At 63.1% G+C, this 25,773-nt stretch carries 23 protein-coding genes; 12 read left to right on the forward strand and 11 right to left on the reverse strand.

Annotated elements, in window-relative coordinates; all coding sequences use genetic code 11:
- Positions 1 to 12: 12 nt before the first annotated feature.
- A complete protein-coding gene (locus EB235_RS19165; RefSeq protein ID WP_027029449.1) occupies positions 13 to 1,590 on the reverse strand; it encodes a trimethylamine methyltransferase family protein in 1,578 nt (525 codons plus the stop codon).
- Between the two features lie 712 nt (positions 1,591 to 2,302).
- Between EB235_RS19165 and EB235_RS19170 the strand changes: the two genes are divergently transcribed.
- The 3 genes from EB235_RS19170 (at position 2,303) to EB235_RS19180 (ending at position 6,367) form a co-directional block, all read left to right on the forward strand.
- Entirely contained in the window at positions 2,303 to 3,784 is a 1,482-nt protein-coding gene (locus tag EB235_RS19170; protein WP_245268765.1) for a phospholipase D-like domain-containing protein, read from the forward strand.
- A gap of 241 nt (positions 3,785 to 4,025) precedes the next feature.
- Entirely contained in the window at positions 4,026 to 5,207 is a 1,182-nt protein-coding gene (locus EB235_RS19175) for an MFS transporter (protein WP_027029448.1), read from the forward strand.
- The gene (locus EB235_RS19180; RefSeq protein WP_051429589.1) at positions 5,204 to 6,367 is read left to right on the forward strand and encodes an MFS transporter; all 1,164 of its coding nucleotides are present in this window, start codon (positions 5,204 to 5,206) and stop codon (positions 6,365 to 6,367) included. Before EB235_RS19175 ends, EB235_RS19180 begins: the two co-directional genes overlap by 4 nt.
- A 5-nt stretch (positions 6,368 to 6,372) precedes the next feature.
- Here EB235_RS19180 and EB235_RS19185 read toward each other — a convergent pair whose 3' ends face one another.
- Complete coding sequence (locus EB235_RS19185; protein ID WP_027029446.1) at positions 6,373 to 6,912, reverse strand: hypothetical protein; 540 nt, start codon at positions 6,910 to 6,912, stop codon at positions 6,373 to 6,375.
- Between the two features lie 152 nt (positions 6,913 to 7,064).
- Here EB235_RS19185 and EB235_RS19190 point away from each other — a divergent pair, with 152 nt between their 5' ends.
- The 6 genes from EB235_RS19190 (at position 7,065) to EB235_RS19215 (ending at position 14,653) form a co-directional block, all read left to right on the forward strand.
- Positions 7,065 to 9,134, forward strand: a complete 2,070-nt coding sequence (locus EB235_RS19190; protein WP_027029445.1) for a prolyl oligopeptidase family serine peptidase — start codon at positions 7,065 to 7,067, stop codon at positions 9,132 to 9,134.
- 68 nt (positions 9,135 to 9,202) lie between these two features.
- Positions 9,203 to 9,328 carry a capsid protein gene (locus tag EB235_RS19195; protein ID WP_080680745.1) on the forward strand — a complete coding sequence of 42 codons (126 nt, stop codon included), beginning with the start codon at positions 9,203 to 9,205 and terminating at the stop codon, positions 9,326 to 9,328.
- Between the two features lie 50 nt (positions 9,329 to 9,378).
- Positions 9,379 to 10,758 carry an aspartate aminotransferase family protein gene (locus EB235_RS19200; RefSeq protein ID WP_027029444.1) on the forward strand — a complete coding sequence of 460 codons (1,380 nt, stop codon included), beginning with the start codon at positions 9,379 to 9,381 and terminating at the stop codon, positions 10,756 to 10,758.
- Positions 10,759 to 10,899: 141 nt separating this feature from the next.
- Complete coding sequence (locus EB235_RS19205; protein ID WP_027029443.1) at positions 10,900 to 11,265, forward strand: hypothetical protein; 366 nt, start codon at positions 10,900 to 10,902, stop codon at positions 11,263 to 11,265.
- 115 nt (positions 11,266 to 11,380) lie between these two features.
- Positions 11,381 to 12,025, forward strand: coding sequence for a cytochrome c oxidase assembly factor Coa1 family protein (locus EB235_RS19210; protein ID WP_027029442.1), 645 nt, complete (start codon positions 11,381 to 11,383; stop codon positions 12,023 to 12,025).
- Positions 12,026 to 12,217: 192 nt separating this feature from the next.
- Positions 12,218 to 14,653 (forward strand): GcvT family protein, encoded by a 2,436-nt coding sequence (locus EB235_RS19215; RefSeq protein WP_027029441.1) that lies wholly within the window; start codon positions 12,218 to 12,220, stop codon positions 14,651 to 14,653.
- Between the two features lie 304 nt (positions 14,654 to 14,957).
- Here EB235_RS19215 and mmsB read toward each other — a convergent pair whose 3' ends face one another.
- Positions 14,958 to 15,842 (reverse strand): 3-hydroxyisobutyrate dehydrogenase, encoded by an 885-nt coding sequence (mmsB, locus tag EB235_RS19220; protein ID WP_027029440.1) that lies wholly within the window; start codon positions 15,840 to 15,842, stop codon positions 14,958 to 14,960.
- 26 nt (positions 15,843 to 15,868) lie between these two features.
- Positions 15,869 to 17,035 (reverse strand): isobutyryl-CoA dehydrogenase, encoded by a 1,167-nt coding sequence (locus EB235_RS19225; RefSeq protein WP_027029439.1) that lies wholly within the window; start codon positions 17,033 to 17,035, stop codon positions 15,869 to 15,871.
- 144 nt (positions 17,036 to 17,179) lie between these two features.
- Here EB235_RS19225 and EB235_RS19230 point away from each other — a divergent pair, with 144 nt between their 5' ends.
- Together EB235_RS19230 and EB235_RS19235 are read left to right on the forward strand one after the other, a co-directional pair.
- Positions 17,180 to 17,794 (forward strand): dimethylsulfonioproprionate lyase family protein, encoded by a 615-nt coding sequence (locus EB235_RS19230; protein WP_027029438.1) that lies wholly within the window; start codon positions 17,180 to 17,182, stop codon positions 17,792 to 17,794.
- Positions 17,794 to 19,263: a cobyric acid synthase gene (locus EB235_RS19235; protein ID WP_027029437.1), complete on the forward strand. Its 1,470-nt coding sequence runs from the start codon at positions 17,794 to 17,796 to the stop codon at positions 19,261 to 19,263. The genes EB235_RS19230 and EB235_RS19235 overlap by 1 nt, the downstream gene beginning before the upstream one ends.
- Positions 19,264 to 19,266: 3 nt before the next feature.
- On the opposite strand, the gene EB235_RS19240 is transcribed toward EB235_RS19235, so the two are convergent.
- The 4 genes from EB235_RS19240 to EB235_RS19255 form a co-directional block, all read right to left on the reverse strand.
- Positions 19,267 to 19,686 (reverse strand): VOC family protein, encoded by a 420-nt coding sequence (locus tag EB235_RS19240; RefSeq protein ID WP_027029436.1) that lies wholly within the window; start codon positions 19,684 to 19,686, stop codon positions 19,267 to 19,269.
- A 72-nt stretch (positions 19,687 to 19,758) separates the two neighbouring features.
- Positions 19,759 to 20,589, reverse strand: coding sequence for a helix-turn-helix domain-containing protein (locus EB235_RS19245; RefSeq protein ID WP_027029435.1), 831 nt, complete (start codon positions 20,587 to 20,589; stop codon positions 19,759 to 19,761).
- Between the two features lie 103 nt (positions 20,590 to 20,692).
- The gene (locus EB235_RS19250; RefSeq protein WP_080680744.1) at positions 20,693 to 20,863 is read right to left on the reverse strand and encodes a hypothetical protein; all 171 of its coding nucleotides are present in this window, start codon (positions 20,861 to 20,863) and stop codon (positions 20,693 to 20,695) included.
- A gap of 53 nt (positions 20,864 to 20,916) precedes the next feature.
- The gene (locus EB235_RS19255; RefSeq protein ID WP_027029434.1) at positions 20,917 to 21,702 is read right to left on the reverse strand and encodes a TSUP family transporter; all 786 of its coding nucleotides are present in this window, start codon (positions 21,700 to 21,702) and stop codon (positions 20,917 to 20,919) included.
- A 135-nt stretch (positions 21,703 to 21,837) separates the two neighbouring features.
- Between EB235_RS19255 and EB235_RS19260 the strand changes: the two genes are divergently transcribed.
- Complete coding sequence (locus EB235_RS19260; protein WP_027029433.1) at positions 21,838 to 22,269, forward strand: TerB family tellurite resistance protein; 432 nt, start codon at positions 21,838 to 21,840, stop codon at positions 22,267 to 22,269.
- A gap of 15 nt (positions 22,270 to 22,284) precedes the next feature.
- On the opposite strand, the gene EB235_RS19265 is transcribed toward EB235_RS19260, so the two are convergent.
- Genes EB235_RS19265 through EB235_RS19275 form a run of 3 tightly spaced genes read right to left on the reverse strand, consistent with a single transcriptional unit; the run spans position 22,285 to position 25,717 of the window.
- Entirely contained in the window at positions 22,285 to 23,907 is a 1,623-nt protein-coding gene (locus tag EB235_RS19265; RefSeq protein ID WP_027029432.1) for an ABC transporter ATP-binding protein, read from the reverse strand.
- The gene (locus EB235_RS19270; protein WP_027029431.1) at positions 23,904 to 24,773 is read right to left on the reverse strand and encodes an ABC transporter permease; all 870 of its coding nucleotides are present in this window, start codon (positions 24,771 to 24,773) and stop codon (positions 23,904 to 23,906) included. Before EB235_RS19270 ends, EB235_RS19265 begins: the two co-directional genes overlap by 4 nt.
- Positions 24,770 to 25,717 carry an ABC transporter permease gene (locus tag EB235_RS19275; protein WP_027029430.1) on the reverse strand — a complete coding sequence of 316 codons (948 nt, stop codon included), beginning with the start codon at positions 25,715 to 25,717 and terminating at the stop codon, positions 24,770 to 24,772. Before EB235_RS19275 ends, EB235_RS19270 begins: the two co-directional genes overlap by 4 nt.
- Positions 25,718 to 25,773: the final 56 nt, after the last annotated feature.

The following is a 25,773-nucleotide window of genomic DNA, read 5'->3' on the forward strand; positions in this document are numbered from 1 at the left end:
GGGGCTTGCCGCTCAGAAATCGGTCGGCGCGCCGCCTTCGGACGTGCGCTTTTCGACGAAGGCGTTGAGCTCTTCGCGGATTGCCGGGTCCATGTAGGGTTCTTCGTAGGACGCCAGCCGTTCCTTCCACACCCGGTTGGCCTTTTCCATCGCCGTCGGCGAGCCGGCTTCCGCCCAGGTCTCGAAATTGCGCCAGTCGGACAGGATCGGTGAATAGAAGGCGTTCTTGTAGCGGTCCTGAGTGTGCTGGGTGCCGAAGAAATGGCCGCCGGGGCCGACTGACTGGATGGCGTCGAAGCCGAGCGCCTCGTCGGACATGTCTAGTGGGGTGAGGAATTCGGCCACCATCTGCAGCAGGTCGATGTCGAGAATGGTCTTCTCATAGGAGCAGCGCAGGCCCCCCTCGAGCCAGCCGGCGGCATGCATCATAAGATTGCCGCCGCCCTGGATGGCGCCCCACAGCGAGAAGACGCTTTCGTAAGCTGCCTGCGCGTCGACCGTGTTGGCTGCACAGGTGTTGGAGGTGCGGTAGGGGATCTTGTAGCGGCGGGCGAGCTGGCCGCCGACGAGCTGCGCTTTCATGTATTCCGGCGTGCCGAAGGCCGGCGATCCGGACTTCATGTCGACATTGGAGGTGAAGCCGCCATAACCGACCGGCGCGCCCTTGCGCACCATCTGGGCAAAGGCGATGCCGGACAATGCCTCGGCATTCTGCTGCACCAGCGCGCCTGCGATGGTCACCGGCGCCATGGCGCCCGACAAAGTGAACGGGGTGACGATGACGACCTGACCCTTGCTCGACATCTGGATGATGCCTTCCATCATCGGCACGTCGAGCTTGAGCGGCGAATTGGTGTTGATGATGGTGAAGACGGACGGCTCTTCCAGCAACTGCTCGTGGCTGATGCCGCGCGCGATGCGGGTGATCTCGATGCCGTCGACATTGCGCTCCTTGCCCAGCGAATAGATGTGGAACACCTTGTCGGTCAGCGTGGCGAGGTCGCGGACGCATTCGAGGTGGCGGACCGACGGATGGATATCGGTCGGCTCGACCGGGTAGCCGCCGGTGCAGTTCAGAATGTTGTGCATCTGCGCCAGACGCAGGAAGTTGCGGTAGTCGGCCTGGTTGCCCGGCCGGCGGCCGCGATCGATGTCGGAGCAATTGGGCGCGGAGGCCATCATCGAGATGATCAGATTGTCGCCGCCGAAGCGCACATTGTGCGCGGGATTGCGGGAATGGATGGTGAATTCGGACGGGCAGTTCGAAACCAGGTCGAGGATCATGTCGCTGTCGAAGCGCACCCGCTCCGAGCCTTCGCGAACATCGGCGCCATGCGCCTTCATGATGCGGCGGGCTTCGTCGTGCAGAACGTCGACGCCGATTTCCCGGAGCACGCGCAAGGAGGCGAGGTGGATCGATTCGAGCTCGTCATCGGAGACCAGCTTGGTCGGCGTGAGCGGATTTCTCAGCTGGCGGTAAGCCGGCTGCTCGAACGCGGCCGAGCCTCCGGCACGCTTTCCGGCGCGGCCGCCACGGCGGGCACGGTCAGGTGCCTGGGCCGGTTCTAGGGGTTGTAGGGCGGCGGTCATGATGGTCCTCGTAGGATGCGATAGCGGCCGGCATAATGGACCGGCGGCCCGCCGGCCATTGCGGAGGCGGCGACCACTAGGGCGAGGGAAGCGACATGCCGGAACGGCAGTTGCGTCGCCGCGACATTCGTCCTGGCCGCACCGGTGCACCGGCAGGGCCTGAGTGCAGCCGATCGGTTGGATGCCAATTTGAAGTGCGTTACAGTACTGTCTTTTACTTCTGACATACTTGCACGTTGAACTTTTCTGGAGGGACAGCCATGCCTGATGTCGTCAAAGTGCGTGCCGCGACAAACAACGAAGTCGCCTTCCTTGCCTGGGATATTGACGGGATGATCCCTGACTGCCTCGGCTTCGAGATCGTTCGCCTCTATCCCGCGACAGGCGAGGAACGCTGCCTGGCGTCCTGGGTGCCTTTCAAGGGGCAGCGCAATCCGCGATGGATTCCGCAGGACACCGGCGTGTGGCCGGTGCAGAAGACATTCTGGCGCGATCTCACCGTGCGGCGCCGGCGCGACAGCATCGACGTCAGGCCGGACGGCGAGATGATCGCCTACCGGGTGCGTCCGGTCGGCGACATGAAACCGGGCCTCGATCCCGTGCCGGTACGCCCCGATAGGTCGTCGACGACAAGCCCGCCTATACCGGACCGGCGCGGCCGCTCGGCTATCTCGGCCAGGGTGCCGTCAGCCCGCCGATCTTCCTGGGACAGATGTTCGGCAAGGCGCGTGTCGCCTTCACCAATGGCGTGCTGTCGACACAATGGATGTCGCACGCGTTGCAGAAGGCCGGCATCAAGGTCGGGCAGCGCGAGAAGATCGCTGCGATCCTGCAGGACCCGACCAGCAAGATACGCGCCTATCTGCATGGCGATGTGCCCGATGTGCTGACCAGTCTCCTGAAACGCGCCAAGGCCGAGGGCGGCACGGTCAGGCTTGCCCTCTATGAGCTTGGTGATGACGAATTGTGCGACGCTATCATCGCCGCGAAGGATGTCGTCGAGGTCATCCTTTCCAATTCTGGCAAGGGCAAGCTTGCAGACGCGGCCGAAGACGACAAGACCGAGGTTTGGGATGCCGGCAACTTTCGCTACAGGCAGCGCCTGCGCGATGCGGGCGTGGTGGTGACGGACCGGCTGTTCAACAACAACCATATCGGCCACAACAAATTCGCTGTCTACCGCGACGCCCAGGGCAAGCCGCTGGCGGTGATGACCGGCAGCACCAACTGGACCTCGACGGGCATTTGCGGACAGTCCAACAATGCCTTTGTCCGTGACGATCCCGCGATGGCCGAGGTCTTCAATGACTATTGGCAGCGCATGAAGGCGGACGTGTTTCCGCCACCAGCCAGCGAAACCGCTGCCGGGCACGTCGCACAGACGCAAGGTGTGCCGTTCCGCAGGGACAACCATTTGCCCAATCCGCTGAACGGCGCGACCTCGGCGCTGGACGGCATGACGGTCTGGTTCTCCCCGAACGACCCGAAGCGCAGCAAGAAGGATATTTCTGTGCGGCCGGTGGACCTCGAGGATGTCTTCGCGCGCATCAAGGCGGCCAAGCGCGCCGTTCTGTTCCTCGTGTTCAACCCTTCATTGCTCGGCGACAACTCGATCGTCGATCAGGCCGTCGCCGCCGCGAAGGCCGATCCAAATCTGATCGTGCAGGGCGCCATCAGCGACGAGACCGCCATGCCCAACTATGTCGCGCCGCCCAAGGATCCGGTCACACATAAGTCGATCAAGGGCGGCGGCAAGTCGCCCTTCGTCTATCCGGAAAATGTCTGGGAGGCGCCGAACGTCTCCATTGTGCGGGCGGCGAACCTGACCGGCGCCACCATCGCGCGCGACTTCCAGGCCGAGGTGCTGACCGTCGGCCATGCGATCGTGCACGACAAGATCGTCATCATCGATCCGATGGAGGACAACGCCACCGTCATCACCGGAAGCCACAATCTCGGTTACAAGGCGTCCTACGAAAACGACGAGAATCTGGTGATCGTGGAAGGCGACAAGACGTTTGCCGCAGCCTACGCCGTGCACATGCTCGACGTCTACGACCACTACAAATTCCGCGCCTGGCGCCGGACGATCGGCAAGGGACCATCGGACGATGACGGGATTTCCATCGACGACAAGTGGCTGAAGCCCTACGCGGATGGCAAGAAAGGCGCGATTGCCCGGTATTTTCCTTAATGCATGGCGCCCAAAAGTGACCTCGGTTTTGGGGGAACGACATGCTTAAAAACAAAGAGCTTTAAGCGCAGCCGGGCACTCGCGCCAAACCGTCCTTCGATTTCAGACCGCTCGGTATCAACCGATCGGTCTGAATTGTTGGTGCAAGCGGATTTCCCCACCAGCCCTTCCATTCCCGCAAACGAGTCAGTAGCTAGTCGGCTTGCTGGCCGCATGGCCAGCATCTCACATGGATGACGGCATGGTGGCGACCGGCTCGAGCGAAGGCGAAGCGGGAACGCAGTGGGCAGCGCTTGCTGGCGTCACCGCCGCCCTTGCCATGTTCGGCGCCGCGCAAGGGCTGAGCTCGCCGCTGTTCACGCTCCTGATGCAGAAGCAAGGCATGTCGCCCGGATTGATCGGCCTGTCGGCGGCGATGATGCCGCTTGGGCTGATCCTGTCGGCATCCTTCGTGCCGGCGGCGGTGCGGCTGGTCGGCGCGCGCAACTTGGCGGTCGGTTGCTCGCTGATCGGCGCGCTGTGCTTCCTGGGCATTGGCTATTTGCAGAACTGGGTGGCCTGGTATCTCATCCGCCTCATCATCGGCGTCGTCATCAACCCGCTCTATATCCTCGGCGAGGTCTGGGCGCTGTCACTGGCGCCGCCTTCGCGGCGCGGCCGGGTGATGGGCGTGTTCAACACCCTGATGGGCGCCGGCTACGCCGCCGGTCCCTTCACCTTGACCCTGGTCGGCACATCGGGCTGGGCTCCGTTCAGCGTCGGCGTCGGCGGATTCTTGCTTTGCGCGGTCATCCTGCGCCTTGTCTCGTCAAAGCTCACCGGCTTCGAGGATGACGGCCAGCCCGCCGGCAGCTTTGTCGGTTTTGCCCGGCTGGCGCCGGCGCTGCTGCTGGCCGTTCTGGTCTCGGCCGCCGTCCAGCAAAGCACCTATGCGCTGGTACCGGTGTTCGGTGCCGGCTATGGCCTGCCGGAAGCGATCCTCGCAGCGCTGGTGATGGCGCTTTCCCTGGGCAACATCCTGCTGCAGATCCCGCTCGGCCTGCTGGCGGAGCGATTCGGTGGCCGCCCCATGATCCTGGCCTGTGCCATGGCGACGACCGTCTGCGCCGTTCTGCTGCCGTTGCTGATCATGACCCCGCTGATCTGGCTTGTGCTGCTGGTGATGGGCGCGGTCGGCTACGGCGTCTATACGATGGCGCTGGTCGAACTCGGCAGCCGCTTCAAGGGCACGCTGCTGGTCACCGGCAATGCGGCTTTCGCCTTGTTGTGGGGCGTTGGCGGCATCGTCGGCCCTCCTGGCGCCGGCCTGCTGATGCAAGGCATTGGTCCACTCGGCCTGCCGATCGTGATCATCGGCCTCGATGCCTTGCTGGTGATCTTCGCGCTGTATCGCTCGTCGGTACGCCGGAGCGCCAAGGCATGATTGCGGCCGGTTCGGGCAACAGCCAGGCAGGGATGCAATGGGCCGCCATTACCGGCGTGATCGCCACCGTCTCGGTCTTCGCGATCGCGCAGGGGCTGTCCTATCCGCTGTTGAACTTCATCCTGCAACGCCAGGACGTTTCGCCAGCGATGATCGGCCTGTCGGCGGCGATGACACCGATCGGTTTCATCGTTTCGTCGCCGCTCATTCCAGCGCTGGCGCGACGGTTCGGGGCAGGGCGCGCGGCGCTCACCTGTGCCGCACTCTCGGCAATCGTGCTGGCGCTGATCGGCTGGACGCAGAATGTCTACCTCTGGTTTCCGCTGCGCTTCCTGATCGGCGTGGTGACCAATCCGCTCTATGTCTTAAGCGAAATCTGGGTGATCGCTCTGGCGCCGCCGGCACGGCGCGGGCGCATCATGGGCGTCTATTCGACGATCATCTCGGCCGGCTTCGCCGCCGGACCGCTTTGCCTGCTTGCCGTGGGCACGCAGGGATGGCCGCCCTTTCTCGTCGGCATTTGCGCCTTCGTCCTGTGCGGCATCTGCCTGGCGTCGGTGCTGTCGCGCCTACCGAAGGTGGACGAGGCCGGTCACCAGGTTTCCGTCCTGGGCTTCGTGCCGATGGCGTGGCTGCTTTTGTTTGCCGTCATCGTGGCCGCGGGCTTCGAACAGGGGGCGCTGGCCTTGCTGCCGGTCTATGGCACCCATCACGGCATTGCGGAGGTCCGCATGTCGGCGCTGCTGTCGGTGATGATCGCCGGCAACATCGCCATGCAGGTGCCGCTTGGGCTGCTGGCGGAGAGGCTTTCCGCGCGTCTGGTGCGACTTGCGTGTGTTGCCTTGACCGTGCTTGGGTGCGGTCTTCTGCCGCTTCTTATCGAGACGCCGCTGATTTGGCCGATGATCTTCGTCTGGGGCGCGGTTTCCTACGGCATCTACACGATGTCGATCATTGAGCTTGGCCAGCGCTTCACCGGCTCGACACTGGTTGCCGGCAACGCCGCCTTCTCGCTGATGTGGGGCGTCGGTGGCATAGCCGTGCCGCCGCTGGCTGGTACCGCCATGGACATGCTGGGCGCAAAGGGCCTGCCGATCACGCTTGGTGTGATGTGCCTGATACTGGCGATTGCGAGTGTTTTTGGCAGCAGATCAGCCTGAGCCTCTCATTTGCTTTGCCGTCTGAAAATTGCCCAGAGGTCACAATCGGCATGGTGTTCTGGCGGGTAATATTTGCTGCGCAGAATCCTTTGAATTTCAACAGCGCGATCAAAGTCTGGGATCAGTCCGACATCGGACAGCTCGGAGTTCTCAAATGCTTCTGGAAAGCCACCGCAGTTGGTCAGTGCGCTTGTTGAAACGTCCTGGTCCAGCAGGTCGTAGCCGAGGAACGCAAATCCGTCCCAGTCAAGTTGGCGCACGTCCGTCGAAGGTCTTCGAATCACGCCAAGGATGTTGACGCCGCTGACATCGGCCAACTCTGAAAGAAGGAAGTTCAGGTCGACGAAGAAATCGAGCATATAATCTTCGTTCACAATGTGGGGCCAATAGCTGTCCTTTGTGTCTTCAAGAGCGGCGGGGCAAAGCATTGTGTCGAGTGTGACGACCTCGGTCAGTTGGGTGAGGCCCGACCACTCGACGTATTTGGTCCATCCGGTGCCGTCGGATGGACCAAATCTCTCTTTCGCAATGTACAGACGCTGCACGCGTTTCCCCCTATGGCGATCGTGGCTCGATAAGGTTTTCGCAGTTGATACGGTATCGCTGGGATCGCTTCTTTCGTGCGTTCCAATTGAATTTCGGTAGTGGCATGACGATGTTTGCGACACCGCGCCTTGATGAGTTTACCGGAGACCATATGACCAAGTCGACTTCACAGACCCCGCCAAATTCCACGGCTGAAGATCCCTTCCTGTGGCTGGAAGACCGGACCAGCAAACAGTCGCTCGACTGGGTGCATGGCCAGAACGAGATCACGGTTGGGCAATTGCAGGGCGATCCGTCCTATCAGGCGTCGTTCCAGACGGCGCTCGATTTGATGACGGCCGAGGACAACATTGCCGTCGGCAATGCCATTGGCGGCCACGTCTATAATTTCTGGCAGGACAAGACCAATGCGCTCGGCCTGTGGCGCCGCACGACGGTCGCTTCCTACAAGACCGAGAAGCCGGTGTGGGAAACGATCATCGACTTCGACCAGCTTGCGGCGAAGGAGGGGATCAAATGGGTGTTCAGCGGCGCCAGCCGGCTCTATCCGGACTTCAGCCGCTGCTTGCTGTCGATGTCGCCCGACGGTGGTGATGCCAGCGAGATGCGCGAATTCGACATCGAGACCAAGTCGTTCATTGAAGGCGGGTTTCGTGCCCCGGCCTCGAAGTCGGGTTTCAGCTGGCTGGACAAGGACACGGTCATCGTCTCGGCGGCATTCGAGGAGGCTGACAAGACCGAGTCTGGCTATCCGCGCGTGATCAAGCTCTGGAAGCGCGGCACCAAGCTGGAAGAAGCGACACCGATCTTCGAGGCCGAAAAGCAGGATCTCGCCGTGGGAGCGGGCGTCGAGTTCGACGGCGACAAGCGCCATCTGTTCCTGGCGCGAACGCTCAATTTCTTCGCATCGCATAGCTTCCTGCATCTCCCGTCGGGTGAAAACAGGCGCATCCCGCTGCCTGACGACGTCACCGATACGGCGCTTTTCAAGGACCAACTGGTGTTCGGGGTGCGCACGCCCTGGACAGCGCCGGACGGTACGGCGTGCCAGCCGGACGGGCTCTATTCGCTCGATTTCGCGCACTGGATCGAAACAGGCAGTTTTGGCGCCATCGAAACCCTGTTCGCGCCGGCGTATCGCGTGTCGATCGCTGGCATTGCCCGCACGCAGGACCGGCTGTTCATCAGCCTGATGGACAATGTGCGCGGCAAGGTCATTGTCTGCCAGCGCAAGGACGGCGCCTGGTCGATGAAACCGGTAGCGTTGCCTGAAAACGGCACTGTCGGTATCAGCCATGCCGAGCACTTTGGTTCCAGCGTGTCGTTCTCCTTCACAGATTTCCTGACGCCGAGCTCTATCATCTGGTCGGATGATGATGGCGAGACACTCGCCACCGTGAAGTCGCAGCCGGCGCGTTTCGATGCCGCGCCGCTGATCTCCGAGCAGTTCGAGGCACGCTCGAAGGACGGGACGATGATCCCTTATTTCGTCGTCAGGCGACGCGATCAGAAGGGGCCGGTGCCGACGCTGCTCTATGGCTATGGCGGCTTCGAAGTGCCGCTGCTGCCCGGCTATGCCGGCGTGCGCGGCAGGCTGTGGCTGGAGAAGGGCAATGCCTATGTGCAGGCCTGTATCCGCGGCGGCGGCGAGTTCGGCCCGGCCTGGCATCAGGCGGCGTTGAAAGGCAATCGCCAGAACGGTTTTGACGATTTTGCCGCGGTGGCGCAGGACGTCGTCAGGCGCGGCATTGCCACGGCTCAATCGCTCGGCATCCAGGGCGGCTCGAATGGCGGTCTGCTGACCGGCGTTTCCCTGACGCAGCATCCGGAGCTTTTCGGCGCCGTCATCATCGAGGTGCCGCTGCTCGACATGCTGCGCTACACGCAATTGCCGCCCGGCGCGTCGTGGATGGCCGAATATGGCGATCCGTCAAAGCCGGAAGACGCCGCGTGGCTTTCCGCTTATTCGCCCTATCAGCATGTCGAGGCTGATGTCGCCTATCCATCGGTGCTGCTGACAACGTCGACCGCCGATGACCGGGTCCATCCCGGCCATGCGCGCAAGATGGCGGCCCGCTTGCAGGAGGCGGGGCATGAAAAGACGCTGTTCTTCGAGGAGACGGAAGGCGGACATGGCGGCCGCGGCGACCGTCGCCCGCAAGCGGCGCAGACGGCGATGAAGTATGTGTTCCTGCAGCGGGCGCTGGCCGCCAAGGCATAGACCTATTCCGTCATGTGCCAAGCAAAGGGTGGTTCACCTCGGCCAGCCTTTGCTCTAAGGTGCCGGCCATGGCTCCTGCTACGACCTTTGTCTGCACGTTCGGGGTCGCGGTGACACCGTCACCGCGCACGCTGCGCGCGGAGCTTTTGCGGCTGTGCGCCCGCATCGGCTATTCGCCACCTGCCTGCCTCTGACGAATGCGCCCCGGCATCGCCGGAATGATTTCAGAGGAAAGATCAGAGACATGACCTATCAGAATTATTCGCTGAAGCAGCTTCAGCAGATTGACGCCGCGCACCATCTTCATCCCTTCACCGATCACAAGGAACTGCGTGAGGCCGGGTCACGCATCATCACCCATGCCAACGGCCCGTTCATCTACGATTCCGAAGGGGCTGAAATCCTCGACGGCATGGCCGGGCTGTGGTGCGTCAACATCGGCTATGGTCGTGACGAACTGGCCGAGGCCGCTTACGCCCAGATGAAGGAACTGCCTTACTATAATTCCTTCTTCAAATGCTCGACGCCGACGCCTGTGCTGCTGTCCAAGAAGCTGGCCGAGATCGCGCCGAAGCACGTCAACCAGGTATTCTATGGCTCCTCCGGTTCGGAAGCCAACGACACGGCGCTGCGCCTAGTACGGCATTACTGGGTGCTGGAAGGCAAGCCGGAAAAGAACCGCATCATCTCGCGCAAGATGGCCTATCACGGCTCGACCGTCGCCGGCACGTCGCTTGGCGGCATGGATGGCATGCACAAGCAGCTCAATGGGGCGGTACCCAACATCGTCCATGTGATGATGCCCTATGCCTATGAACTGGCGCTGCCCGGCGAAAGCGATCATGATTTCGGCCTGCGCGCGGCCAAGGCCGTCGAGGACGCGATCCTCGAAGCCGGCGCCGACAAGGTCGCGGCGTTCATCGGCGAGCCGGTGATGGGGGCGGGGGGTGTGAAGATACCGCCGGCCGGCTACTGGCCGGAGGTGCAGCGCATCTGCCGTAAATATGATGTGCTTCTGATGCTCGACGAGGTCATCACCGGCTATGGCCGCACCGGCGAGTGGTTCGCCGCGCAGACACTCGGCATCGAGCCGGACACCATCACCACGGCCAAGGCGCTGACCTCGGGTTATCAACCGCTGTCTGCCTTGCTGGTCGGCGACCGCATCGCCTCGACACTGGTCGAGAAGGGCGGCGAGTTCAACCACGGCTACACCTATTCCGGCCATCCGGTCGCCTGTGCCGTGGCGTTGAAGAACCTGGAGATCATCGAGCAGGAGGGTCTGGTCGACCGCGTCAGGAATGACACCGGGCCTTATTTCGCCAAGGCCCTGCAGGAGCGCATCGCCGGGCATGATCTGGTTGGCGAGGTGCGTTCGATCGGCCTGATGGGCGCGATCGAGATCGTCAAGGACAAGGCGAGCAAGGAACGGTTCCTGCCGTCGGGAAGTGCGGCGGTTGTTGTGCGCGACCATGCGATCGCCAATGGCATGATGCTGCGCGCCACCGGTGACACGATGATCCTGTCGCCGCCGCTGATCTGGACCCGCGACACGATCGACATGGCCTGCGAGCGCATCGGCAAGGCGCTGGATCTGGCCCAGGCCGATCTGCGCAAGCGCTAGGAGCGAACCTCGACCGGGCGTTTCCTCGATGGAAATGCCCGGTCTGGAGAAAGATGCTGTCGTCCTAGGGAACGAATTCCACTCGCGGCGCGTAGTGTGTCAGGCAGCGGCCGAGTCGGCCGCGACAAGGGGTTTGTTTCCATGAAAAAGATCGTCAAGAGCCGACGCGTGCAAGACGCGGCCAGCATCGGCGCGGACCTGATGCTGGCGCCGCTGGTGGCGATGATGCGTCTGCCGCTTATGGCCAAGGATGCCGGCAGCAATCAGCCTTGGGGTACCGAGACGGCCCGCGCGGTCAATGAGAAGACCGCCGCGATGGCCGAAGGGGCGTTCGCGGCGCAAATGTCTGTCCTGCAGTCGGCATCGCGTTTCTGGCCTGAGGTTCTGTCCGGCCGCACACCGTCGCTGTTCAACGGCGTCGCGGCTGAACGGTCGATCAGCGCCGCGCTGAAGCCGGCCAGCCGCGCGGTGAAGGCGAATTTTCGCCGGCTTTCAAACAAGGCCTGATGAGGTTTGCAGGCACTGCATTGTGCCGATGCCGGAACGCGACGGAATTTTGATTTTGCGTATTGTCGAATTCATACGCTAGAACCGATCGGTATGCGCACCGATGGGGGACATCATGGCCGGACAACCGCTCAACCAGCCGGCTGAAATTCCAGCCGGACTCGACCGCTGGAACTGGGGTGCCTTTTTCCTCAACTGGATCTGGGGCATCGGCAACAGCACCTTCATCGCGTTGCTGGCGCTGATCCCCATCGTCAACCTCATCATGATCTTCGTGCTGGGCGCGCGCGGCAGCCGCTGGGCCTGGCAGAACCGTGCATGGCGCGACGCGGAACATTTTCGCAGGACGCAACGCAATTGGGCGATCGCCGGGCTGGTCGTCTGGGTGGTCGGGATCGGCGGCTGTGCGGCAACCGTCGGCAGCATACCTTATGTCCTGAAAGGCAGCGATGCCTACCACATGACGATGGACAAGCTGCGCGCCGACGATCGTGTCAAGGCTGCTCTCGGCGACGGCGTAACCGACGGTTTCTGGGTCGGTGGCAGTCTCAACGTCAATGCCAATGGAGCGGGCAGCGCGCAGTTCAGCATCCCGGTTCACGGCGCCAAGGCAAAGGGCACCGCGTACTCGACCGCGATCAGAACGGCGGGGACGTGGAGCCTGCGCCTGGTTGTCGTCAAGGTGGATGGCGTCGACGCGCCGATCGTACTGCTCAACGAGGATCACGTTCCGATCCCGAATGCGGCGATCGGGATATAGCAGGGCAAAACGCAACACTACGTTGGCTCTGCCGGGGTGGCGGTCGGCTGTCCGGCGAGCATCGTGGCCCAACGGCCCGGTGATTGGTGCTGCGCTCCAGGCAAGGAAATGTGCTGAAAAGCCAGGCGCTGTCTGGCACTATACACACGCGTCCAGTTGGATCCGGGGCATTTCAAACGAGGGCATGCGCATATGGTGAGTTCCGTCCGTGCGGTGGTGGTCGGTGGCGGCTGCGTGGGCGCCGGCATTCTCTACGGCCTGGCAAAGCGCGGCTGGACCGATGTGGCACTGCTGGAGCGGACGCAGCTCACGGCTGGTTCGACATGGCATGCCGCGGGGCTCATCCCCTCTTACGCGCGCAGCCGCAATGTCGGCCGCATGATCGCCCGGTCAATCGAAATCTACGAGGGCCTGGAGGCCGAGACCGGCCAGAAGGTCGGCTGGCACAAATGCGGCCAACTGCGCATCGCCAACACGCGCGACCGGCTCGACGAGTACAGAAGCTATATGGACGTCGCCGAGGTCCAGGGTGTGCGCGCCCGGATCGTATCGCCCGCGGAGGCGCGTGAGATCTGGCCGCTGCTCGACAACAACAGCATGCTGGGCGCCCTCTACCATCCCGATGACGGTCACATTGCACCGGCTGATGTCACCCAGGCCATGGCCAAGGGCGCGCGCGATCTCGGCGCGAAGATCCATCTTGGCACCGAAGTCGTGGGTTTCGAGCGGATGGCGAGCGGCGAATGGAAGGTGAAGACCACCCGCGGCGACTTCGTTTGCGAACACGTCATCCTTGCAACCGGCAACTACGCACGCCAGACAGGCGCCATGCTGGGTCTGGATATTCCGGCGATCCCCATCCTGCATCAGTACTGGATCACCGAAGCGGTTCCGGAGGTTGTGGAACGCAAGCGGCTTGGTCTTCCGGAGATGCCGATCCTCAGGGACGAGGGTTACGAGGGCTATCTGCGCGAAGAAGGCGACGGGCTGATGTTCGGCCCCTATGAGCGGACCGAACAGCTCAAGCTGTTCGCCGAAAACGGCGTCCCGGAATGGTTCGGCGCCGATCTGCTGGACGAGGATTTCGACGCCGTGTCCTGGAACTGGGAGCGCGCGACCGAACTGGTCCCCGCGCTCGGGCGCGCCGGCATCAAGCGCAATGTGCGCGGACCTTTCCAGATGACGGCCGATGAGCTGCCGCTGATGGGGCAGGCGTGGGGCCTGGAGAATGTCTGGTTGGCCGAAGGGGTGCCCGGGGGCATCCTTTGGGGCGGAGCGATCGGCTATTACCTCTCCGAGCGGATCGTGGAGGGCGGCAACAGCATCGACACGGCAGAGCTCGATCCCCGCCGGTTCGGCCACTATGCCAACAAGAACTGGACCCGGGCAAAGGTCAGGGAAGCCTGGGGTACCCACGCCGCGCAGCACTATCCAGGCCAGGACATGCCGGCGGCGCGACCGCAGAAGACGGCGCCGTCCTATAATCGCCTGAGCCAGCTCGGCGCGGTATGGGATGTGTTGAACGGCTGGGAGATGCCGAGCTGGTTTGCGCCCAAAGGTGTCGAAGCGCGCAACGTCTACAGCTGGCGCTGGACTGCCAAGGGGAATTACGTCGGCAAGGAGGTCCGGGCTGTCCGCCAGGCCGCCGGGCTGGTCGAGATGACGCCAATGACCAAGTTCGAGGTCAGCGGGCCGGGCGCCGGCGACTGGCTCGACGCAATCCTGGCCAACAAGTTGCCGCGCCCCGGGTGTGTCGCCCTTGCCCATCATTTGACACCGGCCGGTGGCGTGCAGGCGGAGTATGTGGTGGCACGGCTGCAGAACGACCTGTTCTATCTCATATCGACGCCGCGGGCCGAACGCTGGAACCTTGACGATTTGAGCCGGCTGCTGCCGAAGGACGGCAGCGTGCAGCTGCGCAATGTCACCGATGATCGCGGCAGCTTCACAATCGTTGGGCCGAAGGCGCGCGACATATTGCAGCCGCTGACGGAGATCGACCTTTCCAACGAAGCCTTTTCATGGTTCGGGGTGCAGTCCGGCACCGTCGGCATGGCCAGCGATGTGCGGCTGCTGCGCGTCAATTATAGCGGCGAACTCGGATGGGAACTCTACCACCCGCTCTGCTATCAGCGGCACTTGCTGGACGCACTCCTGGCGTCGGGAGAAGCGCACGGGCTGAGGCTGGTCGGACTTCAAGCGCTGGAATCGCTGCGTCTCGATAAATCCTACCGGGCCATGTATCGCGATATGAATCTCGAGATATCAGCCTGGGAAAGCGGCCTCGACCGTTTCATCAGCCTCGACAAGGGGGATTTCATCGGCCGGGCGGCACTGGTCGCAAAACAGAAACAAGGGACACGCCGGATCGCCACACTGTCGATCGATACGGATGGTGCGAGCGCATTCGCCTTCGAGGGCGTTTACCACCAAGGCAAGCTAGTCGGCCACGTCACGTCGGCGGGCTACTCCTATACTTTCGGTCACGACATCGCACTCGCGCTGCTGCCGCTGGACCTTGTATCGCCAGGTACCGAGCTCGAGGTTTCGATTCTCGGCGAGCGCCGTGCGGCAAAGGTGATCGCCGACTCGCCCTATGATCCGGAAGGCGCCCGCGGGCGCCTGTAAGGGCATCCCGGAGCACATTCATCCGGGTTAAACGCGGTTGTGCGGGGCGAAAATGCAAAAACCGCGCTCCATCGGGAACGCGGCTTTGCCAGATACGCATGGCGCTTCGCTACTCGAACACTTGCGAAACTAACGGGCTCCGGTACGCGAGACCTGATCCGGAGCGCCGGGCGGATGCGATATGTCCGCCTCGCAGTCCATTTTATAGGGACATCGTTACCGCCGAGTTATCGAGAGCTTAAGCAAATCTAAATTTGGCGATTTTCTCGCAAGACAGGCGTAAAAACCCAATTGTATTAGCAACTTATGGATTGGCGCCGCGCAGAAAATTAATGATCCCGGAAAAGTCGGCGCCGGCATGGCCTTGCGCATTGAACAGCGCGTAGAGCTGTGCCGCTTCGGCACCCAGCGGGGTGACGGCGCCAGAACCCTGGGCTGCTTCCTGCGCCAGTTTCAAATCCTTCAGCATCAATGCGGCGGCAAAGCCGGGCTTGTAGTCGCGATTGGCGGGCGAGGTCGGCACCGGGCCGGGCACCGGGCAATAGGTGGTCAGCGACCAGCACTGGCCCGATGAGGTCGAGGCGACGTCGAACAGCGCCTGATGCGACAGGCCGAGCTTTTCCGCCAGCACGAAGGCCTCGGCGACGCCGATCATGGAGATGCCGAGGATCATGTTGTTGCAGATCTTTGCCGCCTGGCCGGCGCCATCGCCGCCGCAATGGACGATGCGCCCGGCCATGGGCTTCAGGATCGGCTCTGCAGCAGTGAAAGCTGCATCGGAGCCGCCGGCCATGAAGGTCAGTGTGCCGGCTGTCGCTCCGCCAGTGCCGCCGGAGACTGGCGCGTCGATGGAAAGCAGGCCGTGTTTCGCGGCAATCGCGTGCGCCTTGCGCGCCGACTCGACGTCGATCGTTGAGGAATCGATGAACAGCGCGCCCTTTTTCGCCTTGGGCGCGATGTCCTCATAGACCGACAGCACGTGCTTACCGGCTGGCAGCATGGTGATCACCACGTCGGCGTCTTTCACCGCTGCCGGCGCGTTGGCCATGACGACGATGCCGTGGTCGCGCGCAACGGTCAAATTCTCCGGCATCAGGTCGAAACCGTTTACAGCATGTCCCGCCTTGACCAAATTGGCGGCCATCGGATTGCCCATGTTACCGAGGCCGATGAAGGCGATCGTCGTCATTGTCTCTCTCCCGGAGTTTGCTGGCTTCAGCGTCCGATCAACGCCCGCGCGATGATGACGCGCATGATCTCGTTGGTGCCTTCGAGGATCTGGTGCACCCTGAGGTCGCGCACCAGTTTCTCGATGCCGTAATCGTGCAGATAGCCGTAACCACCGAGCAATTGCAGCGCATCGTTGGCGACGGTGAAGCCGGTGTCGGTGACGAAGCGCTTGGCCATAGCTGACCATTTGCCGGCATCGGGCGCCTTGCGATCGAGTTTGGAGGCGGCGGCATAGAGGAAGATGCGCGCCGCCTGCAATTCTGTCTCCATGTCGGCCAGCCTGAACTGCAGCGCCTGGAACTGGTTGATCTTCGAACCGAAGGCCTTGCGCTCGGCGGTGTAGGACAGCGCCTTGTCAAGCGCCGACTGGGCGCCGCCCAGCGAACAGGCGGCGATGTTCAGCCGGCCGCCATCGAGCCCGGCCATGGCGATGCCGAAACCAGCACCTTCGCCTGACAAGAGATTTTCGGCCGGCACCTTGCAATCCTCGAAGATGACCTGGCGGGTCGACTGCATGTGCCAGCCCATCTTGTGCTCGTTGGCACCGAAGGAGAGGCCTGGCGCATCTTTTGGCACGACGATGGTGGAAATGCCTTTCGGCCCATCGGCACCGGTGCGCACCATGACGGCATAAACGTCGCTGTCGCCAGCGCCCGAGATGAACTGCTTGGCGCCATTGAGAACATAGTCGCCACCGCTCTTCACCGCGCGGGTCTTGAGCGCCGCTGCGTCGGAGCCGGAGCCCGGCTCGGTCAGGCAATAGCTCGCCAGCCATTCCATCGAGGTCAGCTTCGGCAGGAAGCGTTGGCGCTGCTCGTCATTGCCGAAACGGTCGATCATCGACGCGACCATGTTGTGGATCGAGATGAAGGACGAAAAGGCCGGATCGGCATGCGACAGCGCCTCGAAGATCAGCACCGCATCGAGGCGGCCGAGCGCGGAGCCGCCGACATCGTCCCTGATGTAGATGCCGCCGAGACCAAGCGGGCCGGTTTCGCGGATCACGTCGGCGGGAAAGTGCCTCCTGCGGTCCCAGTCGAGCGCATTCGGCGCGACACGGTCGGCGGCGAAGGCCTGCGCCATCTCCTGGATGGCGCGCTGTTCCTCGTTCAGTTCGAACTGGCTGGTGCTCGCATCGACCGCGGCGTCCATGGCGTGCTCCCTATGTGCTGACCAGCTAGCCCGCTGGCCTGTTGTTTTTGGCTTTGCGCGCGCACCAATCTAGACCAATGATGCCGCCGCGCAACCCGACCCTCCGCAGAGCGGCTGTGCATCAATGTATGTCCGGAGCGAGATGTGACGACAAAATTCAATGAACTGCTGGGACAGTTCCACGCCTATCTCGCTTGCGTGGACAACGCCCTGGTGCTCGACGCCGTGGCGCGGATCGGCTGGGACATGCCGGCCCGTGCGTTGGAGCCGTATCCGCTTGCCTGCCTGCATCACCTTGATCGGGCCGCCGAACTGGCCCCGCCGGCTGCGGAACCATTGGTGCAATTGCTGGCGCAGCAGCGCAACGCATTGCGCTGGGGGCAGACCTACACCGAGGCTGACTTCGGCCAGGCGTTCATTGACAATTACGGCTGGCTGGAAATGTTCGGCACGCGCGGCCATTTCGCCAATGACGAGGCTGCGGCCGGCCTGCTGATCCTTGGACCCGAGATTGTCTATCCCGACCATCATCACGTCGCCGAGGAAATCTACATTCCGCTGACGGGCGGCACGGAATGGCGCATGGGCGAGGGCGGTTTTCGCAAGCGGGAGGCCGGCGAGGTCGTCCACCACGCTTCCAACGTCAACCACGCCATGCGCACCGGCAAAGAGCCGCTGCTGGCACTCTACATCTGGCGCGGTGGCCCGCTGGCGGCGAAATCCACCATCACTGGAAATGCGACGCAGGGCCAGCGCTGATGGCCAGGGCGATCATGCTGCAAGGCACGGGTTCGGATGTCGGCAAGACGGTGCTGGTCGCGGGGCTGTGCCGCGCCGCGAAAAAGCGAGGACTGAAGGTGCGGCCATTCAAGCCGCAGAACATGTCGAACAACGCCGCCGTCGCCGACGGCGACAACAATCATGGCGGCGGCGAGATCGGCCGCGCGCAGTGGCTGCAGGCCATCGCTTGTGGCGTTGCGCCGTCGATCCACATGAACCCGGTGTTGCTCAAGCCTCAGACCGATGTGGGCGCGCAGGTCATCGTCCAGGGCAAAGTGTTTGGCGAGGCACGAGCACGCGACTATCAGGCGCTGAAGGGCCGGCTGATGGATGCAGTGCTGGACTCCTGGGCAAAGGTCGGCGAGGGCGCCGATCTGGTCATTGTCGAGGGCGCCGGCTCGCCGGCCGAAATCAACCTCAGAAGCCGCGACATCGCCAATATGGGCTTTGCCACGCGTGCCAATGTGCCTGTCGTGCTGGTCGGCGATATCGATCGCGGCGGCGTCATCGCCTCTGTCGCCGGCACGCATCTGATCCTGCCGGAAGAGGACCGGCGCATGATCGTCGGCTATCTCATCAACAAGTTCCGCGGCGATGTCTCGCTGTTCGATGACGGCCTGAAGGCGATCGAGAAATTCACCGGCTGGCGCTGTTTCGGCGTCGTGCCCTGGCTGAAGGCGGCAGCGCGGCTGCCTTCGGAAGATTCGGTGGTGCTGGAGCGGCTGGCATCCGGTGAGGCGCGCGCGCTGAAGGTGGCGGTGCCGATGCTTGGCCGCATCGCCAATTTCGACGATCTCGATCCGCTCAAGGCCGAACCGCAGGTGGAGGTGGTGTTCGTGCCGCCTGGAAAGCCGCTGCCGGCCGATGCCGGGCTGGTGGTCATTCCCGGCTCCAAGTCGACGATCGGCGATCTCCTGAAATTCCGCGAAAATGGCTGGGACCGGGACCTTGCCGCGCATCGCAAGCGTGGCGGCCATGTCGTCGGCATTTGCGGCGGTTTTCAGATGCTTGGCCGTAGGGTGCGCGATCCTGACGGCATCGAAGGCAGTGTCACTGAAGCAGAAGGGCTCGGCCTGCTCGATATCGAAACGGTGATGGAGCCGGAGAAGACGGTGCGCAATGTCAGCGCGCGCTCGGTGCCGTTCGGCCTGCCGCTCGTGGGCTACGAAATCCATCTCGGCCGCACCACCGGACCGGATACACTGCGGCCATCCGCCGTCATCAATGGCATCGATGACGGCGCGATCTCGGCCGATGGCAAGGTGATCGGCACCTATATGCACGGCCTGTTCGGTGCCGACGCCTTTCGCGGGAAATTCCTTGAAAGCCTCGGCATCAGAGGCGGCGGCATCGACTATCGCGCCGAGGTCGAGCGGGCGCTGGACGAGGTCGCCGCCGAGCTGGAAAGCCATCTCGACTGTGACGCGATTTTTGCATTGGCTCGTTAGGACCTATGCCTTTTCGCCCGCCTTCGGCCAGTAGGTGCCGAACGACCAGACACCGCCTTCCGGATCGCGGCAGATGAACTCGCGGCTGCCATAGTCACGGTTGATCAATTCCTGGATGATCGTGGCGCCGGCTTGCCTGGCCTTGGCATACGCCGCATCGGCATCTTCGACGGCGATATAGATCGATTTGCCGCCGCCTGTGCCGGGCTCGCCGACCATCTTGCCATAATCGTCATCGCGCACCGTGCCCAGCATGATCATCGAGGAGCCGAAGACCAACTCGGCGTGGTGCACGATATCGCCTTCACCGTAGCGGGCGCGGACGCTGAAGCCGAAGGCTTTGCAGAGCCAGTCGATCATTTTCGCCGCATTTTTGTAGCGCAAAGCAGGGTAGAGCCGAGGGGCTTCAGTGGTGGTGGGCATGGGAACCTCCTTCATTTGGGTTGGTCGATAACCCACTCTGGACAAAGGCCGTTCCAGGGTCTTGAAGAAATGTTACCTGCCGACAAGCGCTGTTGGCGTCTCGCCGGCAAGCACTCGGAACTCGCGCACCAGATGCGCCTGGTCGGCGTAGCCGCAATCGGCGGCGATATCCGCCCAGTCGACAGCCGACTGCCGCGACAGGCCGAGCGCCCGGTTGAAGCGCACGATGCGCGACAGGGTTTTGGGGCCGATGCCGGTCGCGTCAGTGAATTTTTCGGCGAGATGTTTGCGGCTCCAGCCCAGTCGTTCGGCGAGCGATGCAATGCGGGTGCGGCCACCTGACGTGATGATGCGGTCATAGGCCCAGGCGATTTCCAGCGGCGTTTCGGCTGCATTCGCAAGACGGGCGGCGACGAAGGCTTCGGCAAGGTCGAAACGCGCTGCCCAGTCCGGCGCATTGCCAAGCTGTTCGCGCAGCGCCATGCCCTCGGTGCCCAAGACGTCGTCGAGCACGACCATGCTGTCGGCCAACTCGCTCATTGGCAGGCGGAAGAAACGGCGCGCGCCAAGCGGGGTGAAGTTGACCTGGACACAGTAGGCGGCACCGAAGGATTCGATCATCACCGGCCCGGCAAAGAGGCCGGCGGCGAAACTGGCAAAGCGGTCATTGTCGCCAGGCGTTTTGCCGAGACCGATGGCGAAAGGCTCGGCGAAGCTGATCACCAGTGGCACGGTCAGCGATGCGTATTCGACATTGCGGAAATGGCCAGGTGCCGTTTCGCGATAGCCGCAAATGTCTGACACGATGCCCTCAAGTCCAGGATCGGGAAGGCGCCGGCGCATCTCGAAACGCCCTGCTATGGAGCGGTCCTGTTCCTTCCGGCGCTGCATCTCGATCGGCATTGGCCATCCTTCTGCCCGGCGAATCTAGCAGACCCTTGCTCAGAATCAAAAGCGCCCGGCTTTTGGCCGGGCGCTCTCCGTCCCCACTTCAAGGGAAACTTTGTCAGGCGCCGCGCATCAGGCAGCCGATGGCCAGGACGACGAATGCGATGGTAACGATCCAGACCGAGGCCAGGGGAATGAACGCCACAATGCCGAGAGCTGCGAGAACGCCGATGATGGCGATAACAACTGCAATGATGAAAACGATCTGTGTGGGTGCGCTGAGATTCATGTTTGGCTCCTCCTCAACATGATTCGAACAGCGGCATTGTAACAGGTGCGTGATCACACACCAATCATGACACGCAGCTGGTTGGCGGGATCGGCCAGCAGCTTCACCGCCAGAGCCAGGCAGACGACCACCAGCAGCGGCTTGATCAGTTTGGCGCCGATGCGCATGGCAAGGCTGGCGCCGAGGCGGGCGCCGAGGAACTGGGCAACGCCCATCATCAGCCCGATCTTCCAGGAGATGACGCCGACGGCGGCAAAGACGATGAAGCCGCCGATGTTGGAGGCGAAGTTGAGCAGCTTGGTATGCGCCGTCGCCTTGAGCACGCCGTAGCCGGCAAGCGCGACGAAAGCCAGCATGTAGAAGGAGCCGGCGCCGGGGCCGAACAGGCCATCATAGAAGCCGATCGCCGGCACCAAAGTCAGTCCAAACAGGAATGGCGACAGGCGCTCGGCCCGGTCGACATCGTTCATGTTGGGCTTGAGGGCGAAATAGAGCGCAATGGCGATCAGCACCAGGGGGAGGATGGCGCGCAGGACGTCGCCCGGCACGATGGTGGCCAGCAAGGCGCCGATAGCACTCCCGACCAGTGCCAGCAGCGCCGATGGCAATTGCCTGCGCAGGTCGACATGGCCCTTGGAGGCATAGTGGATGGTCGCCGACCCCGAGCCGAACATGCCTTGCAGCTTGTTGGTCCCAAGCGCCTCAACCGGTGAGAACCCGGCCAACAGCAGTGCGGGAATGGTGATCAGCCCGCCGCCACCAGCAATCGAATCGACAAAGCCCGCGGCAAAGGCGGCGAAGGCGAGCATGGCGATTGTCTGGGTGGTGAGGTCGATCATCTGATATGCGGAGACGTCCGGTCGGCTGGATAGTGGCGTTCGACCACGACCGCCCTGTTTGCGCAAGGCCGATTCCGCGCTACTTCTACTCCAGCGCGTCGCGCCTGGATTTGTACTGACCGGAAAGAGGCCCTGATGGCATTCGCATTGCTGGACCAGATACGCTCGATCTTCGACGGCGACCCCGGCGTGCGCAAGGTCGCTGACGATCCGGTGCTCTCGGCGGAACTGCTGATGCTGTTTCGCATGATCCTGGCCGACGGGACCGTCAGCGAGAGCGAGATGATTGCCTTCCGGCGCATCTGCAAGGATGCGTTCGACATTCCGGAAACCAGCATCGATGCGGTCATCGAATATCTCAACGAGTTCGGCTACGAGACCAATGGCTCGCAGGCGATCGCGCTGTTTCGCGATCTCGACATCGAACGCCGCAAGCAGTTGGCGCAGCACATGGCGGAGATCGCCAAGGCGGATTCGCAACTGGCCGAGAGCGAGGTGCGCCTGCTGCGCCGCACGCTCGACCTGCTCGATATCAGTCCCGTCGATGTGGTGAAGCCGGAAGAATAGGGCCTAACACCTCACTCACCCTTGCTCTTGAATCTTTCGGGCGATCGCCCGGTGCAGGTCAGGCGCGGCATTTACAAGTGCCTTGGCGGCCTCGGATTGCGGATGGTCGAGCACCTCGTTCGTCTTGCCGCGCTCGACGATCTTGCCGTCATGCATGACCAGCACTTCGTCGGTGATCGCGCGGGCGACGGTCAGGTCATGGGTGATGAAGAGATAGGCGATGCCGAGCTTCTGGTTGAGTTCGGCGAACAAATCGAGGATTTGCGCGCGGATCGAGACATCGAGCGCCGAGACCGGCTCGTCGGCGACGACCAGTTTCGGTCGGGTGATGATGGCGCGGGCGATCGACAGGCGCTGGCGCTGGCCGCCGGAAAACTCGTGTGGGTACTTGTCCATGTCGCGCTGATCGAGACCGACCTCGTGCAGCGCATGCGCCACCATCTCGCGACGCTCGGCGCGCGTCGGTTTCTTCTCCAGCACATGCAAGGGCTCGGCGACCAGTTTTTCGACCTTCTGGCGCGGGTCGAAGGAGCCGTAGGGGTCCTGGAAGACGACCTGCATGTCGCGCCTGGCCGGCTTCAACTCGGCTTCACTCTTGCCGGTGATGGTTTCTCCACGAAACCTGATGGTGCCCGAACTCGGCCGGTCCAGCGCCAGGATCATGCGGGCGAGCGTCGACTTGCCACAGCCGGAGCGCCCGACCAGCGCCACCGACTGGCCCGGCGCCAACGACAGGGACACATCGTCGACAGCGCGGATAGCGAGTGCGCGCTGGAACAGAGAGGTGCGCCGGCCCGGATAATCGCGCGACACGCCTTCAACGTCGAGCAGCGGCTTGGCCGATCCGGCTGCGTGAACCTTGACGCGCGTCGGCACATGCATCGAAGCCTGCGCCAGCTGGCGCGTGTAGGGATGAAGCTGTTCAGACAGCGTGCGCACCGTGTCGCCGGCCTCCATCACCTCGCCGCGCCGCAGGATAGTGATGCGGTCGGCCATCTCAGTGACTACGGCGAGATCGTGCGAGATCAGCAGCAGGCCCATGCGGCTCTCCGCGACGAGATCACGCAAGAGGTCGAGAATCTGTGCCTGCAGCACAACGTCGAGCGCTGTCGTAGGCTCGTCGGCGATCAGCAGCTTCGGCTTCAGCGCGCAGGCGATGGCGATGATGACACGCTGGCGCTGGCCGCCTGACAGTTCGTGCGGATAGCGCGACAGCGGGAATTTCGCCTGGGGCAGGCCGACGCGGTCGAGCATTTGGCGCGCCCGCTCTTCGGCCGCGGCGCGCGTGGCCTTGGTGTGCCAGCGTATGCCTTCAGCCACCTGTTCCCCGATGGTCTTGACCGGATTGAGTGCCGTCATCGGCTCCTGGAACACCATGCCGATGTCGTCGCCGCGCAGCGCGCACATCTGGTCCTCGGTTGCGGCGAGGATATCGATGCCGTCGAAGGTGACGCGACCGGTGGCGCGCGCGGCATAAGGTAGAAGCCGCATCACCGTCAGCGCGGTCATCGACTTGCCCGAACCGGATTCGCCGACCAATCCCATCACCTCACCGGGCGCGACGGAGAGCTCCATGTTCTTCAGGATTTGCGTGCCGCCGATCGTCAGCGACAGGTTCTCGATCTCCAGCAGGCTCATCGCTGCCGCCGCGATTTCGGATCAAGAATATCGGCAATGCCGTCGCCGAGCAGGTTCAGGCCGAGCACGGTGATGACGATCGCCACGCCGGGAAAGATCGCCATCCACGGCGCCACCACCATGCGGGTCTGCGCGTCGAACAGCATGCGGCCCCAGCTCGGCATTGGCGGCTGTGCGCCGAGGCCGAGGTAGGAAAGCCCGGCTTCGGCCAGGATGCCCAGCGCGAACTGGATGGTGCCTTGCACAAGGAGCAGCGTGGCGATGTTGGGCAGTACATGTTCGATGGATATCTGCGTGCTGCTTTTTCCGGCGGCGCGGGCGGCAAGGATGAATTCGCGCGGCCAGATCGCCAACGCGCCGGCGCGGGCAACGCGGGCAAAGACCGGAATGTTGAAGATGCCGATGGCGATGATGGCATTGACGGCGCCTGGCCCGAAAATGGCTGTTATCATGATGGCCGACAGCAGCGCGGGGAAGGCGAAGACGAGGTCGTTGATGCGCATCAGCGCCTCGTCGACGAGGCCGCCACGCGCCGCGGCAAAGGCGCCTAGCGGCACGCCCACGCCCATGCCGATGCCGACCGCTACAAGTGCCACCGCGATCGAGTTGCGGGCGCCGACCATGATCATCGACAGGATGTCACGGCCGAAATGGTCGGTGCCGAACCAATGCGCCAGCGAAGGGCCTTGCGTCTTGTCCGCTATGACCAGCTTCGTCACATCGTACGGCGTCCAGATATAGGAGACGACCGCCATCGCCAGAATCAGCAAGGTGATGACGAAGCCGGCTACGAAAGCGGTATTCCTGAATGCCTTGGCCAGGATGGAGCTGAACGTCTCCTCGGGAATGTCTAGACGCAGCGTCATTGCCGGCTTCTCAGGCGCGGATCGACGACCGCATAGGAAAGGTCGACGACGAGGTTGACGGCAATGACGGCGGCAACCAGCAGCATGACGACGCTTTCGACGACGATCAGGTCGCGCTGGGTGATCGCCTGGAACACCAATCGGCCGAGGCCGGGGAGATAAAAGACATTCTCGATGATGATGGTGCCGGCGAGCAGGAAGGCGAATTGCAGGCCCAGAATGGTCAGCACCGGGATCATGGCGTTGCGCAGCGCGTGGCGCCACAGGACCGTGCGGTAGGGCAGGCCCTTGGCGCGGGCGGTACGGATATAGTCCTCGTTCAGCACCTCGATCAGCGCCGAGCGGGTGACGCGCGCCAGGATGGCTGCTTGCGGTAAGGCCAGAGCCACTGCCGGCAGGAGCAGGGATTTCAGTGCCGGCCAGGCGCCGGCTCCCCAGCCGGGAAAACCTCCGGCCGGCACCAGCCGCAGCCAGACGGCGAAGACGTAGATCAGCATCAGCGCAAACCAGAAATTGGGCACGGCGACACCGAGCTGCGCCGCGCCCATGGAAATCGTGTCGCCGGCCCGGCCGCGCCGGCTGGCCGAAAACAGGCCGACGGGAATGGCGATGAGGGTGGAGAGCGCAAGCGCGATCAGCGCCAGCGGCAGCGAGACGGCCAGCCGTTCGCGCACGAGATCGATGACCGGCACCGAATAGGTGTAGGAGCGGCCGAAATCGAGGCTGAGCAGGCCGCCGACCCAGTGCAGATAACGCCAGACCAGCGGCGCGTTGAGGCCCATCTGATTGCGAAGCAGTTCGACTTGGTCGGCGCTGGCGTTCATGCCCAGCATCAGCCGCGCCGGATCGCCGGGCAGGATTTCGAGCACGGCGAACACCACGATGGAAGCCAGCACCAGCGTGGCAAGCGAGATGGCCAGGCGCTTGAGGAGATAGGCGGTCATCCGTTCCAACGTGCCGGAAAAAGGCAGGCTCCGGAAGCAGTTTTACTTCCGGAGCA

The organism is Mesorhizobium loti R88b (assembly GCF_013170845.1).
GTDB classification, from domain to species: Bacteria; Pseudomonadota; Alphaproteobacteria; order Rhizobiales; family Rhizobiaceae; genus Mesorhizobium; species Mesorhizobium loti_B.

Bases quoted from the DNA above. Each gene is read 5' to 3' on its own strand.
- EB235_RS19165 (WP_027029449.1), bottom strand. From the start codon at position 1,590: ATGACCGCCGCCCTACAACCCCTAGAACCGGCCCAGGCACCTGACCGT.
- EB235_RS19170 (WP_245268765.1), top strand. From the start codon at position 2,303: ATGTTCGGCAAGGCGCGTGTCGCCTTCACCAATGGCGTGCTGTCGACA.
- EB235_RS19175 (WP_027029448.1), top strand. From the start codon at position 4,026: ATGGTGGCGACCGGCTCGAGCGAAGGCGAAGCGGGAACGCAGTGGGCA.
- EB235_RS19180 (WP_051429589.1), top strand. From the start codon at position 5,204: ATGATTGCGGCCGGTTCGGGCAACAGCCAGGCAGGGATGCAATGGGCC.
- EB235_RS19190 (WP_027029445.1), top strand. From the start codon at position 7,065: ATGACCAAGTCGACTTCACAGACCCCGCCAAATTCCACGGCTGAAGAT.
- EB235_RS19195 (WP_080680745.1), top strand. From the start codon at position 9,203: ATGGCTCCTGCTACGACCTTTGTCTGCACGTTCGGGGTCGCGGTGACA.
- EB235_RS19200 (WP_027029444.1), top strand. From the start codon at position 9,379: ATGACCTATCAGAATTATTCGCTGAAGCAGCTTCAGCAGATTGACGCC.
- EB235_RS19205 (WP_027029443.1), top strand. From the start codon at position 10,900: ATGAAAAAGATCGTCAAGAGCCGACGCGTGCAAGACGCGGCCAGCATC.
- EB235_RS19210 (WP_027029442.1), top strand. From the start codon at position 11,381: ATGGCCGGACAACCGCTCAACCAGCCGGCTGAAATTCCAGCCGGACTC.
- EB235_RS19215 (WP_027029441.1), top strand. From the start codon at position 12,218: ATGGTGAGTTCCGTCCGTGCGGTGGTGGTCGGTGGCGGCTGCGTGGGC.
- mmsB (WP_027029440.1), bottom strand. From the start codon at position 15,842: ATGACGACGATCGCCTTCATCGGCCTCGGTAACATGGGCAATCCGATG.
- EB235_RS19225 (WP_027029439.1), bottom strand. From the start codon at position 17,035: ATGGACGCCGCGGTCGATGCGAGCACCAGCCAGTTCGAACTGAACGAG.
- EB235_RS19235 (WP_027029437.1), top strand. From the start codon at position 17,794: ATGGCCAGGGCGATCATGCTGCAAGGCACGGGTTCGGATGTCGGCAAG.
- EB235_RS19240 (WP_027029436.1), bottom strand. From the start codon at position 19,686: ATGCCCACCACCACTGAAGCCCCTCGGCTCTACCCTGCTTTGCGCTAC.
- EB235_RS19245 (WP_027029435.1), bottom strand. From the start codon at position 20,589: ATGCCGATCGAGATGCAGCGCCGGAAGGAACAGGACCGCTCCATAGCA.
- EB235_RS19250 (WP_080680744.1), bottom strand. From the start codon at position 20,863: ATGAATCTCAGCGCACCCACACAGATCGTTTTCATCATTGCAGTTGTT.
- EB235_RS19255 (WP_027029434.1), bottom strand. From the start codon at position 21,702: ATGATCGACCTCACCACCCAGACAATCGCCATGCTCGCCTTCGCCGCC.
- EB235_RS19260 (WP_027029433.1), top strand. From the start codon at position 21,838: ATGGCATTCGCATTGCTGGACCAGATACGCTCGATCTTCGACGGCGAC.
- EB235_RS19265 (WP_027029432.1), bottom strand. From the start codon at position 23,907: ATGAGCCTGCTGGAGATCGAGAACCTGTCGCTGACGATCGGCGGCACG.
- EB235_RS19270 (WP_027029431.1), bottom strand. From the start codon at position 24,773: ATGACGCTGCGTCTAGACATTCCCGAGGAGACGTTCAGCTCCATCCTG.
- EB235_RS19275 (WP_027029430.1), bottom strand. From the start codon at position 25,717: ATGACCGCCTATCTCCTCAAGCGCCTGGCCATCTCGCTTGCCACGCTG.